At 32.7% G+C, this 13,548-nt stretch carries 10 protein-coding genes; 1 reads left to right on the top strand and 9 read right to left on the bottom strand.

The features are described from left to right. Nucleotides 1-8 precede the first annotated feature (8 nt). The 3 genes from J2Y38_RS09340 to J2Y38_RS09330 form a co-directional block, all read right to left on the bottom strand. Complete coding sequence (locus J2Y38_RS09340; protein WP_309841564.1) at nucleotides 9-2,303, bottom strand: TonB-dependent siderophore receptor; 2,295 nt, start codon at nucleotides 2,301-2,303, stop codon at nucleotides 9-11. A 237-nt stretch (nucleotides 2,304-2,540) separates the two neighbouring features. Then, on the bottom strand, nucleotides 2,541-3,266 hold the full coding sequence (locus tag J2Y38_RS09335) for a hypothetical protein (protein ID WP_309841561.1): 726 nt from the start codon (nucleotides 3,264-3,266) through the stop codon (nucleotides 2,541-2,543). Between the two features lie 280 nt (nucleotides 3,267-3,546). Next, the gene (locus J2Y38_RS09330; protein ID WP_309841558.1) at nucleotides 3,547-5,976 is read right to left on the bottom strand and encodes a TonB-dependent receptor; all 2,430 of its coding nucleotides are present in this window, start codon (nucleotides 5,974-5,976) and stop codon (nucleotides 3,547-3,549) included. Between the two features lie 275 nt (nucleotides 5,977-6,251). Between J2Y38_RS09330 and J2Y38_RS09325 the strand changes: the two genes are divergently transcribed. Continuing rightward, nucleotides 6,252-7,412 carry an MFS transporter gene (locus tag J2Y38_RS09325; protein ID WP_309841556.1) on the top strand — a complete coding sequence of 387 codons (1,161 nt, stop codon included), beginning with the start codon at nucleotides 6,252-6,254 and terminating at the stop codon, nucleotides 7,410-7,412. A gap of 169 nt (nucleotides 7,413-7,581) precedes the next feature. On the opposite strand, the gene J2Y38_RS09320 is transcribed toward J2Y38_RS09325, so the two are convergent. The 6 genes from J2Y38_RS09320 to J2Y38_RS09295 all read right to left on the bottom strand — a co-directional run bounded on the left by J2Y38_RS09320 (nucleotide 7,582) and on the right by J2Y38_RS09295 (nucleotide 13,546). Then, entirely contained in the window at nucleotides 7,582-8,103 is a 522-nt protein-coding gene (locus J2Y38_RS09320; protein WP_309841553.1) for a hypothetical protein, read from the bottom strand. Between the two features lie 19 nt (nucleotides 8,104-8,122). Continuing rightward, nucleotides 8,123-8,584, bottom strand: a complete 462-nt coding sequence (locus tag J2Y38_RS09315; RefSeq protein ID WP_309841551.1) for a hypothetical protein — start codon at nucleotides 8,582-8,584, stop codon at nucleotides 8,123-8,125. Further along, nucleotides 8,581-9,087 (bottom strand): hypothetical protein, encoded by a 507-nt coding sequence (locus J2Y38_RS09310; protein ID WP_309841548.1) that lies wholly within the window; start codon nucleotides 9,085-9,087, stop codon nucleotides 8,581-8,583. Before J2Y38_RS09310 ends, J2Y38_RS09315 begins: the two co-directional genes overlap by 4 nt. Nucleotides 9,088-9,091: 4 nt before the next feature. Further along, on the bottom strand, nucleotides 9,092-9,568 hold the full coding sequence (locus tag J2Y38_RS09305; protein WP_309841547.1) for a DUF6265 family protein: 477 nt from the start codon (nucleotides 9,566-9,568) through the stop codon (nucleotides 9,092-9,094). A gap of 309 nt (nucleotides 9,569-9,877) precedes the next feature. After that, nucleotides 9,878-12,181, bottom strand: a complete 2,304-nt coding sequence (locus J2Y38_RS09300; protein ID WP_309841545.1) for a DNA topoisomerase 3 — start codon at nucleotides 12,179-12,181, stop codon at nucleotides 9,878-9,880. A 135-nt stretch (nucleotides 12,182-12,316) separates the two neighbouring features. Continuing rightward, nucleotides 12,317-13,546, bottom strand: a complete 1,230-nt coding sequence (locus J2Y38_RS09295; protein WP_309841542.1) for a hypothetical protein — start codon at nucleotides 13,544-13,546, stop codon at nucleotides 12,317-12,319. Between the last annotated feature and the right edge of the window lie 2 nt (nucleotides 13,547-13,548).

Here is a 13,548-nt window from a genome sequence, read left to right as displayed (position 1 = left end):
TCAAAATTTTAGAATTTATAACGTAAACTTGTCATTACCTGTCTTGGCGCAATTGGATTTACACTGTAATTTTCGTGAACGGTATAATTCAATTCGTTTGTTATATTTGATAATCTGCATAAGATGGAGAATTTTTTCCATTCATACCCAAGAGAAGCATCTACAGTAACATAACCTTCTAAAGGAATATCACGATCTCTAATTGTTACCGTATATGTTTTTGGATTGGTTGAAGGTGTGTTTTCTGTCCATAAATAATCATCATTCCAACCTCCTGTACGATCTCCAACATAATTTCCAATCGCTCCAAAAGTTACTCCTTTTAATAAACCGCTAGGCAATTTGTAGAAAAAACTCAAATTAGCAGTGTTTTTTGGAGTTCTTGCTAAAACATCTCCAACAACAAGGCTTCCGCTTGTACCAGATGATTTAGATACTTTGGTTTCGTTAAAACTATAACCAGCCATAATGTTCAAACCTTCTACAGGTGTCGCAGTAATATCTATTTCGACTCCTTTTCCTTTTGTAGCTCCAACTAATTCTTTTAGATTAGTATTAACGTTTTGTGTAACACCGTCTGATAAAAATTGAGCTGTTTGTGCTAAATTATTATTGCTAATTTGATATAGTGTAACGTTAGTAGTCAAAAGACCTCTAAAAAAATCTTTTTTCACACCAACTTCATATTGATCTATAATAGATGGATCTAATGGTTTTGCATCTACTGTAGTTCCTGTATTTGGAGTAAAGGAGTTTGAGTAACTCGCAAACAACGATAAATCTTTAGTTGGCTGTACAACCAATCCTGCTTTAGGCGAAAAAGCTTTGCTTATAGTTTTTGCACCAGTTACAGGTATTGCATCTTCATAAGCAGTTGTAATGACATTTACATTATTCTTTTTCTCAATCACTTCTTTTGTAGTGGTAGCTTCACTTTGCTGCCACGACCAACGTAATCCTGCCAGAACTTTAATGTATTGATTAACCGAAACTAAATCTTGAAAATAAGCTCCAAAACGCTGTGTTTCTGTATTGGTTAATTGTGTAGTTCTTGTTGGATAAGGAATAACAGTACTTTGGGTGCTATAATCATAAGTATATAAATTTATAGCCGTAGCTTCTGTTGTTAAAAGGTCTGCAGGTTTTCCAGGAGCATAAAATCCAAAAGTATAACTAGGTGCAAGAGAATTTTCATAATCCACTCCTGTAAATATCTGATGTTTAATGCTTCCGGTATTAAAATTTCCCTGTAAACTTAATTGGTCTCCAAATATTTGTTCGGCAGCATCCGCTTTTGTTAAACCACGTTTCCAGTTTCCATTTGCATCAATTGTACTTAATTGGGCTGTAGAAGTTTGTGTTCTTCTGTAAGATTGGTAAGAAGAATTAAAATTTAATTTCCAATTTTTATTAAAATCATGATTAAATAATAAAGAAGCGCTAGAAGATTTAGTATTTGCAGTAGACCAAAGTGCTCCGAAGAATTCATTACGAGGTAAGTCTAAAATTGTTTTTCCGTAAATTCCGGTTCCAAAATCCGGAGTCCAGTCAGCACTTAGATAATCTCCTTGTAATGTAATTTGGGTTTTATCTGAAATATGAAATAGGAAAGAAGGGTTTATATAAATACGTTCGTTCTTTACAAAATCCCTAAAACTTTCTGAATTTTCATAAGATCCTGTAAATCTGTAAGCAATAGATTTATTTAAGGGGCCGTAAAAGTCAATAGATGGTTTATAATAAGAGTAACTTCCCATTTGCATAGAAACTTCTCCACCGCTTGTAAATTTTGGCGTTTTGGTAACTAAATTCATGATTCCGCCCGGAGCAACATTTCCATATAATAAAGCTGAACCTCCTTTTAAAAATTCAACTTTTTCTAAAGAAGAAACTTCAGGTATTGAACCGGCATTATATCTAAAACCATTTTTAAACATATTGTTAGCACTCATATCATATCCTCTTGAAAAGAATGATTCCTGCGCACCACCACGAGCAGATCCTACATAAACACCATTAAGGTTTTTTACTACTTCACTTAATCTAATTGCTTGTTGTTGTTCGATTACTTCGCTGCCAATAACCTGAACGCTTTGTGGCAAGTCCATTACTTTAATACCTGAACGTGCTGCTTCAACTGGCTTTTTAGGTTTATTTGCCGTGATTAATACTTCATTAAGGATTTCTCCTTTTTTGTTTTTTACGGTATCGGCTGCTGTACTGTTTTCTGTACTTGTATAGTTTTGGCTATAAGAAGAAGCAAAGCATAGTAAGGCTAAGAATGTAATTAAATTATGTTTCATGGTATTTATTTAGATTCAATAAAAATTATCGAATGCAAATATAGAAACACGAATACCTTAACAAAAAATTATGAGATGATTATCTTGCTTAAAGTTTTATTAGTTTTGCCTTAAGATTGTCTTAAGTATTTGTTATTAATGTTTTTATTATATATAAATTTAAGGCATTAAAACAAAAAAACCTTACCCGAAGGATAAGGTTTAATCGAAAATTAAAATCTAAAAAAGTTTTGAAAATTATTTAACTGTAATTAAGTAAGTAGCCATTTTCCAGATTTCATCATATTTTTTACCGTTATGTTCTCCGGCAGCTTTTTCAGTATAAGCAAACTCTACCATATAGTTTCCTGGCCAGATTGGTGTAAATGAAAATTGACCTTTATCATTTGTCCATAATTCTTTTTCCCAGCCGTTTGGAGCAATTACTTTGATTTTTTGTTCTTTTGCAGATACGCCTTCATACAAAGCAAATCCATCAATTTTTACATTCTTTTTTGCGATGTCAGCGTTTTCGCTGAACAAACCAATAATATTATTGTTGGCCGTTGCATAGTTTCCTGCAGTTTTATTTCCAACAACTACAGTTGCGCTGGAATTGTAATCTAAAACCATATTTCCATAAACGTCTTTAACTTTATGATGCATCACAATTGTATAAACTCCATCTTCATCTGGAGTAAAAAATGCCTGATATTTATTGTCTAAAGCTTTTGAAGTAAGTTTTGTTTCTTTTTTTGATGGAGAAACTAATACTAGAGTAAAATCTTTTAAATCAGAAAACCATTTGTCTGCTTTTGTAATATCATTTTCAGAAAATTCTCCAAAATAAATTGAAATTTCCTGTGCTTTTCCTTTTGTTCCGGTTGCTTTTGTTTCGATCCAAAGAGCGTGGGCAAAAAGCTGAGGTGCTGTAAAAAGCATTAAAAATGCAAATGTTATTAATTTAAAAGTTTTTGATTTCATGATAATGAGATTTAAAATTAATATTGAAAAATCCTGATGGACACTCAGAATTTTTGATTTATAGGTTATTGTTTTGTGTCACAAATGTAATGCTTAATATTCGTTGCGCAATGCTTATTTAGATTAATTATTAATAATAAATTTAAAATTAAAAAAGGACTAATTTTTATAGTCCCTTTTTTAACGTCTGTCGCCCTGAGCGAAGTAGAAGGGCTTTATAGTGCGAAGGACTTCGACTTCACTCAGCCTGACAAAGCTTAAGCTGCACTTGACAAATCTTTTAGAATTTATAAGCAAAACTCGCTACAACATTTCTAGGTTTTTGAGGATTTACTGTAGACCAGCCTCCGTTGAAATAATCTTTGTTTGCAATATTATTTACATTGAAGCTTACGCGGAATTTATTTGAGTTGTAAAAAACAGATCCGTTTATAATTGTATATGCCGGTAAAATGAATTTTCCGGTTACAGAACTATCTAAAATAGCATTATCACTGGCATAATTTCCACCAAAACCTAGACCGAAATTTTCTAATAAACCTTCGTTAAATCTATAAGTTGCCCAAAGATTTACTAAGTTTTTTGGTCCGGCCCAAAAAGGTCTTTGTCCTTGATCCAACCAAACATTTCCTTGATCTCCTTTTGTAATTTTACTGTCATTGTAACTGTATCCGGCAATTATACTTAAACCTTTTACAGGTGCAGCATTCAAATCAAATTCAAAACCTTTGCTTCTGGCTTCACCGCCTTGTGCGCTGTACATTGGGTTGCTTGTTACTAAATTGGCAACATTAATAATATAAAAACTTGCAGTTGCCGTTAATTTATCTGAAAATAAATCTGCTTTTATCCCAGTTTCTAACTGGTTAGCATGCTCAGGCTTAAAAGTTTGAGATTTGATAAAATTTCCATCATTATCATATATCGCCGACGGTGCAATATTTCTAAAGCCGTTCATATAATTAGCAAAAACAGATAGCTGATCTTTAATGGGCTGATAAACAAGTCCAAATTTTGGAGACAAAGCCGTTTGGTTATAATTGTCATCATTTGTTTTTACTTCACCTTCAGTATCAAAATAATCAACCCTTAAACTTGCCATCGCTAATAAAGTCGGAGTGATGTTTAATACATCTGATACGTAAGCGCTGTAAGTTGCATCCTTAGAATGATAATCAGGCCCAGCTTCTGTAGAAAGAGCTTTATCTACAGATTCTACCGTTAGATAATTTGGATTAAGATCATCAAATTGTCTCACTTCTCCTTGTGCCGTAAGATTATAAAGTTTTGCATAACCTGTACCTCCAAAAGTCACATCTCTTTTAAAATAATCAAAACCAATTACAATACGGTTTCTCATTGGGCCAATTTTAAAATCGCCTATAAAATTCTGCTGAATATCTGTAGTTGCAGTCTGCGATTTTTCTTTGGTAATCCAAAATCCAAAATCTTTGTTACCGTCTTCATTATCATAGATGTATGAATAATAACCATTTGATTTAGAGGTTCCTCTTGAAAATACGGTTTGTGAACTCCATTTAGATGAAATCTTATAATTCATATGAGCCTGCAAATTGAATCGGGGATTTTTTATTGATAAATCATCATTGTAAAATGACAAATTGGTATTATAATTCAACTCCGCCAAATTAGCATATTGCAAAGGTGCATCTCTTCCTAAAAACAACATTGACGGCGTTGTTTTTTCTTCCTGCATAAATTCTGTATTCAATAAAAAAGAGAGTCTTTCATTTACTTTATAAGAGATAGTTGGAGCTATAAAATATGAAGTTCTAAAGCCGGCATCCTGAAAACTGTTTTCTGTTTGAAAAGAAGAATTTACCCTGAATAAAATATTCTTATTATCATCCAGAGGAGTATTGATATCTGCTGTAGCTCTGTTCAAACCAAAGCTTCCCACAAGATAGGAAACTTCTCCTCCAAAACCTTCGTAAGGTTTTTTGGTAACGGTATTAATCAGTCCGCCATAACTCACCAAACTGCTGCCAAATAAAGTTCCAGACGGCCCTTTTATAACTTCAATGCGTTCGATATTGGCGGGATCTAATGTTCCGCTTGTTAAACCTGGCAATCCGTTAACGATATTCGCTTGAACTTCAAAACCACGAAGCGAATAATACGAACCTCCATCGCCGCCGCGTCCTGTAGATTCCCATAATTTCTGAATTCCGGGAACATTTTTCAAAGCATCTTCGTAATTCGTAATCGCTTGTTCTTTCATCAATTCAGATGAAACGATGTTATAAACTTGTGGGTTTTCTATATTTTTAAGTGGCAGTTTTGAAACATAGGTACTTTGCTTAGGAAAAGCTTTTCCTCTGTTACTGGTAATTATAACTTCCTTTAATTGCTTGTTAGAAACCGTCAATTTTAGATTAAGAGAAGTTGTTTCATTAGAAGTTACATTTATTTGTTTTTCTAGTGTTTCATATCCAGTCAGCGAAACTTGCAATGTGTAAGTATTAGGTTTTACGCGGTTAAATTCAAAAGCACCATCTTCATTAGTAATTGTGCCGTATTTTGAATTTTTAAGGATGATGTTAACTCCAACGGCAAGTTCTCCGTCAGATGTAGTTATTACTCCTTTAATTTTACCTAAGTTTTGCTGTGCAAATACATTACAGCTAAAGAATAGCAGCAAACAGATTTTGGTAAGGACCTGTTTAAAGCTGACATTTGAATAATTCATGGGATTTCTTTTTTTTTGGATATGTTTTATTATTTAGAATAAATAAAAACAACGCAAATTTAGAAATTTTAATCTCTTTACCAACAAATACGGGACTTTTAAAGAAAATATTTTTAAAATTTAGTGATAGAAATCTATTTTTAGAAAAAAAATAGAAGCATAGAATAAAAGAAAATGGAAGGAATAAAAGTAATATTTACAGATTTTTATTAAATGTAAAAAGAACAGTAATTCCCTTTAAAAGCTTTATTTTTGCAATCTGAAAAACAGACTTCATGATTTTACCTTTCTTCAAAAAAATACAAAATACACCTCGAGGATTCCGTATAGCAAATACTGTGTTTTTTTTCCTTTCCGGATTTGGCTATTCTTCCTGGGTATCCAGAATTCCGCATATACAAGCGCAATTGCATTTAAGCGAAGCTGAGTTTGGAGCTGTTTTATTTGCATTTCCAATAGGTTTAATGCTCACAATGCCGTTTACAGGAAAATTATTAAATAAATACAGCAGCCGTTACATTATGCTTTTAGGAGCGATTATGTTTAATATTGTGCTGTCTTTACCGGGTTTGGCCGCTTTTGTATGGCAGCTGGTTATTATACTTTTAATTTTTGGCGCTTCACGTAATATTTTCAATTTATCGATTAATGCGCAATCTCTGGAAGTGCAGAAACTATATCCAAAATCAATTATAACCCGTTTTCATGCGGTTTGGAGTATTGCTGTTTTTTCGGGAGCTGGTTTGGGGTATGTAATGGTTACACAGCATATTGCACCGGCGCATCATTTATTAGGAGTAAGTGTTTTTATGCTGGCTCTTACGGCTTGTTTTTATCCGTTAAGTATTCATAATGAACCTGTACCGGTTAAAAAGAAGTTCTTTTCAATGCCTGAAAAAAATCTTGTCAAGTTTGCCTTGATTTGTTTTGTTTCAATGGCGTGCGAAAATACAATGTACGACTGGAGCGGAATTTATTTTGAAAATATATTAAAAGCTTCGCCAAAGCTAACCAGCGCAGCGTTTGTATTTTTTGCTACAGCGGTAACTTTAGGACGTATATTTGGCGATTATGGTGTAATGAAATTTGGAACTAAAAAAATTCTGCTTTACAGCGGTATTTTAATTACGGTAGGTTTCGCTCTTTGTTTTATTCTGCCGTATGCTTACCCAACTATTTTTGGTTATGTTTTGATAGGATTTGGAGTTTCCTGCGTTGTTCCGTTGGTGTTTAGTATTGCGGGAAGATCTTCAAAATTGAGCAGTGGCTCTGCCTTAACTTCTATATCTACAATTGGTTATCTTGGGTTTTTGCTAGTTCCGCCAATGGTTGGCTTTATCTCTGAATATCTAAGTATGAAATGGGCATTTTTGATTATGGCACTTTTAGGTATTCTGATGATTTTTATGGTGAATAAGATCGGGGAGAATGAGTAGGTTTTTAAGTTGCTAAGATGCTGATATTCTACGGTTCTGGGGTTTTTGCATTGTGCATAATTTTTGCGTAGACCAGATTAAAATCCGGCCCTACAAAATTAGTTGAACCTTTGGTTCTTTTTGAAAATAATTAATTTGCAAAGAGTTTCAAATTGAGTATTCTGTCGATTTAAACCTTTAATCCAATTATTTGGGTAAAACAAAGAAAGATTATTAAAAGACCAATTCTTAAAAGAATTTTAGTATATTTTTTATCTTTTAAATCTCCATATTTGCCTTCAAAAGAACTTTTATATCGATACATATTTCCTTTTCCAGTTTCATATGGAATGAATTCTCTTTTGTTTTTCTTCCAAAATATCAGCCTAATTATATGATATAAAATAAAAGTAGAGATAGGCATTAATGATATAAAATAATTATCAATTAATAAAATTAGCGAAAGTATTAGCCATATAATTGAAAAATAAACGTTTCTAAATCTTAACCCAAAAGGAGAAGAAATGGTTTGAAAGCCAACTACAAAGGATACTATCCATGAGGTTACAAATTTATTTTCAGGGGTATATTTGGTAGCAAATAAATAATATACAACTCCAATTATATAAGCCGCCAGATATAAATAATCTGAAATTATAAATTTTCTAATTTCTAATTTTCCAAAAACGAATTTTCGATTTGATTGATTCACTTTAATGTTTATAGCATTTTTAATTTTCTATTTCTTTAAGATATTTTTTCCACTTTTGTTTCTCAATGATATATGAATATTGAAAACTTCCTTCGAAGATTCGTACCTTATTTTTAAATTCAAGGGTATCAACATAGAAAAGAGCAAGTGTGTCTTTTTTGTTAAAAAAAAGAATAGAATAAGTACTTACTGGACAGCAGCAATAACCAGTTTTTTCAGCATTTTCGAAAATATTTTTGAAATCTTGAATTTGCTGATTGGTTTTTGTTTTACATTCTTTTAATGGAATAAGAGATTCAAGACTTCCAGATCGATTGTGTGTTATGGTCGAGTCGTAAACTTTGATAATTATTTCAGAACTATTTGATAATGTAGTATTAAATGAAAAATTATCGAAAATATTCTCAATTGTATTTTGAGTTTTATTACTGCAGCTGAGAATGAAAAACAAAACTAAAAATAAAACAAAGTATCTTTTCATTCAGTTTGTTTTTGAAATTGATTTTGAATTAATTTATTTGTCCTTTTTGAAAAGAAAATTACAAGTCCAATAAGTAGCAAAAATGAGCCATTAATTATAAATTTTGATTGATAATCATCTATAAATCGACCAAGTGATAAAAATGGTCGAAGATAATCCCAACCCAGAAGATCAAATCGGTATAAAAGATAAATTATTATCAGAGTGATGAAGCTATTCCAAACAGACCATTTTTTAAATCTTGAAATCACAATTGATATTACAAATGCAAAAACAATTCCTGCTAAACAAGCTACACTTGGCCAAAAACTAAAAAACGTGATGTCTTTTAAAGTTATTCCATATTTTTCATGGTTGTCCATTATATTTTTAGCACCATGAATTTCTGTTAGTTCAATCAATTTTATATCGTGAAGCCATGAATACGACTGAAAAGAAAATATAATAAAATATGTTGCAATGAAATGAAAAATTATCTGGATATAATTTATTTTTTGTTTCATTGATTTATTTCTTCGTCATAACAAACTTCTCAGAACTCACTTTTCCATTCAACTTTCCGGAAATCTCAGCAGTTAAAGTATTATTTGCAACTTTTGTATAGGTGATTTTTTGAGGATAATCGTGTTTTGTATTTTCAAAAACCAATTGTTTGTCAGATTCTGCAGTTGATGGAAAAGCTACTGCTTTATCTTCGTTTTGTCCTTTTACGGTTGCAAAATAAGTTAGAGTTTCGCCTTTTTGGGCTAAAACAATAGTTTCAAAATGCAAAGTATCTTTTCCTTTTATATAATAAGAATAAGCGTTGAAAGTACTGTCGTTTAACTTTTCCCAGTTTTCAGTTAAAACACCATCCGGAGAAGTATTTTCCCAGTTTCCGATAAGCCAGTCGGCGATTTTGATTTTATCTTTTTCAACAGATTCTTTTTTCTGGCAAGAAACAACAGCTAATACAAGCGCTAAAAGAGTAATTTTCTGAAACATATTTATGAGTTTTTGATGTTAAATGGAAGCACTAAAGTATGAAAAAAATTGTTGCCACGAATTGCACTAATTTTCACTAATTTCTTTTTGAAAAACTGAATTTGTTTTGCCACAGATTAAAGGGATTAAAATGATTTTTTTCACGCAGATTCTGCAGATTTAGGCAGATTTAATTTTTGATTCAGAATTATAAAATCTGCGCACATCTGCTTAAATCTGCAGAATCTGCGTGAAAAAATTAGTGAAAATTCGCGTAATTCGTGGCGAAAAAAAAATCTTTTTAATCCCTTTAATCTGTGGCTAAAAAAACTAAACGCTTTCCTCTAAAATTGAATAAACCAGTTCTTTCGTTGGTTTTTGATCTTTTAGTTTGGCACGGACTTCATCAAAAGTAACTTTAAAATCACAGCCCGATTTATATTCAGCACAGCCGTAAGCGGTTTTTCCTTTTAAGATGGTTCCTTTTTTACATTTCGGACACATTAAAGAATCTGATGATTCTTGTTTTGTCTTTTTCGCTTCGGTTTTCTTCGGTTCTAATTTAAGTTTGTAATTTTCCTCAAAACGAATTAAACCTTCAACAGTTCCAGACTCGGTTTTAAAGCCTTTTATGTTTACGGTTGAACCTTTTTGAACCAATCGTAAATACTGGCTTTCGGTAATTTTTTTATCTAAAAAAACATAAGGAAGCACAAAATCACAACCCGCTTTATATTCACTGCATCCAAAAGCCGATTTTCCTTTTATAAGATTCCCTTTCTGACATTTCGGACAAGTTTCTGCCGAAATTCCTTCAGCTTTCTTTTTCTCTGGTTTTACAGCCGGTTTTTGAATCGTTGCAGCATGCGAAATATTAGCGTGTCTTGTTTCGCTTCGAACTTCGGTAACCAAAGCTTCAACCATGCGTTTCATGTTTCTAATAAAAGCAGCGGCGGTAAAAGTTCCTTTTTCAATATCTTTCAATTGTTTTTCCCAAGAACCCGTAAGCTCTGCCGATTTTATCAATTCATTTTGAATTGTATCAATCAACTGAATCCCAGTTGTTGTTGGCAAAACCTGTTTTTTATTTCGAACAATATACTGACGTTTAAAAAGTGTTTCGATAATATTCGCACGCGTTGACGGACGTCCGATTCCGTTTTCTTTCATCAATTCACGTAAATCTTCGTCGTCGACTTGTTTTCCTGCAGTTTCCATGGCACGCAGTAAAGTTGCTTCGGTAAAATGATTGGGCGGTTTGGTTTCTTTTTGAAGGAAAGAAGGTTCGTGCGGACCTTTTTCGCCCACAACAAAACTCGGCAGTAAATCGGGTTCTTTTTCTTTTGCATTTGGATCTTCAAAAACAACACGGAAACCTTTTTTTAGAATTTCTTTTCCTGTCGCTTTAAAAGTTACATCGGCCGCTTTTCCAATAACTGTTGTATTTGCAACGAGACAATCATCATAAAAAACGGCAATAAAACGTTTTACAATAATATCGTAAACCTGCTGCTGATTGTACGGCAGATTAATTTCGATTCCCGTTGGAATAATTGCATGGTGATCAGTTACTTTTTTATCGTTGAAAACCTTTGGCGATTTTTTTATTTTCTTTTCTAAAAGCGGTTCTGTTAAATGACTATAATTAGTCAGCTTTTGCAGAATTCCTGGCACTTTTGGGTAAATATCTCCCGGCAGGAAAGTGGTATCAACTCTGGGATATGTAATGGCTTTTTGCTCGTATAAAGTCTGTGCAATTTTAAGTGTTTCTTCTGCCGAAAATCCAAATTTTTGATTGCAATAAACTTGTAAACCTGTCAAATCAAATAGTTTTGGAGCATATTCGTTTCCGTTCTTTTTATCAACCGAAACAATTTCGAAATCACTTTCTTTGACTTTTTCAGCCAGAATTTCTCCATCTTCTTTTTTCAGAAAACGCCCTTCTTCATAACTAAAAAGTGTTTCTCTGTATAAAGTCTGCAATTCCCAATAAGGCTGAGGTTTAAAGTTTTCGATTTCTTTAAATCGGTCAACCACCATTGCTAAAGTTGGCGTTTGTACCCGTCCAATAGACAATACTTGTTTGTAACCGCCATGTTTTACGGTATACAAACGTGTAGCATTCATTCCCAGAAGCCAGTCGCCAATGGCTCTTGAAAATCCGGCGTAGAATAAATTATCGTAGTTTTCAGAAGGTTTTAAGTTGTCAAAACCTTCTTTTATGGCTTCGGTTGTTAAGGATGAAATCCATAGACGTTTTATTTCGCCTTTATAATGCGCTTCATTCATCACCCAGCGCTGGATTAATTCTCCTTCCTGTCCGGCATCCCCGCAGTTTATGACTAATTCGGCTTTGTCGAAAAGGCTTTTGATGATTTTAAACTGCTTCTGAATCCCCGAATTCTGAACGACTTTGGTTTCGAATTTTTCGGGAAGCATAGGCAGATTGTTTAAATCCCAGCTTTTCCAGTGCGGTTTGTAATCGTTAGGTTCTTTTAAGGTACATAAATGCCCAAAAGTGTAGGTTACGGCATAACCGTTGCCCTCGTAATATCCGTCGTGTTTGGTATTGGCGCCCAAAACGGATGCGATTTCACGTGCTACACTTGGTTTCTCAGCAATACAGACCTTCATTTCTCCTTTTCTTATTTAAAGAGCGAAGTTAGGATTTTTTTTCGGTTTGCTACAAAGGCGCGAGGACACTAAGTTTTTTCTGCTCTTGTGTTGGTTCTCGTGAAATCGCAAAGCCGATAAAGACAAACACTAAAGTTATGCACTTAAAAGCAACTTATTTATTTCATCTAAAAAAAGAAAATATAAAAAGGTTAAAATCCATAACGAGAAAAATAAAATCGAAAGGAACATATAAGTTCGGGATGATTTTTCTTTTGTTTGTTCTCTTCTTTTAAATTCGTTCTCAGGTTGAAGCCAATCTGGAGCTGGTTGATTTCTAAGAGTTGAGCTGGTTTTTGACTGTATATTACTTAAACTATTTAGATATTGCGGTTTAGTATTTTCATTTATATAGTTTATAAATTCACGTTTGTTTTCATTGTGAAATAGTTTTATTTCCTCAATTTTTTTATCGGAGTGTATGTAGCTTATTGCTTCTTTTATTTTCCTTGAAAATTCCGAATATTTATTTTCTACAATAGCAACTTGTTTTTTTGACTCTTCTATTTTTCTGCCATTTTCCTGATGCAGTTTTATATTTTGCTCAATACTGTCTTTAAGTACCCTGATACTCATTTTTTTGTTTTCTTCAAGTTCAGAAAATTCTTTTTCGAAATCATGAAGTATAATCTGTCGCTGTTTCTTTTTTTCCTCTTTTACAATTTGTATTTCATCATTAAATCCTTTTTCATCTATTGTTTTGTAAAGACTTTTAGCGACAGTGAAATTTGCAATTTCCTGATGGTCAGTAAAAAAGATAGTGTCAAAATTATTCAATAGTTCTAATGATTTTTTCAGGTTTTGCTGTAGTGAATTTTCATCTATATGAGAATAAACAACCAGATTTGAATTTGATAACCTGAAATTAGAAGGTTCGTCAATACTTTTAAGATGAAAGCTGATTTTATCAAAATCTTTAGGCATGTCAACGGTAAAATCATCAGAATGATTCACCATTATGGTTTTATCAACGACATTTTTGCTAACTAATATCTTATGAAATTCATTGAGCTTGGTAATCGTCAAATTATCTTCTGCAATTTCATTGGTAAACAGGATGCTGGCTCCAACAAAGGTTCCGCCTCGGTCAGAATTTTTTTCTTTTGCAAAAGAGTATTTGGAGTAAGCAATGGCATTTAATCCGTTTACTGATTCTTTACGAATGGAGTAAAGGGTGCTGTTTTCGAATAGTTTTATGGCATTTGTATTGAGATCGAAAGTTCTAATTGATTTCACAACATTTTGGTTTCCTAAATAAAAGGTCTGTCTAAAACCATAAGGGTTTCCAAATGTGCCAAAAGCCAGCAGGTATATATTTTGTGTCATTA

The organism is Flavobacterium sp. 2755 (assembly GCF_031455715.1).
GTDB lineage: Bacteria > Bacteroidota > Bacteroidia > Flavobacteriales > Flavobacteriaceae > Flavobacterium.
The sequence above is the reverse complement of the archived record's forward strand: the minus strand, read 5'-3'. Positions and strand labels throughout refer to the sequence as shown.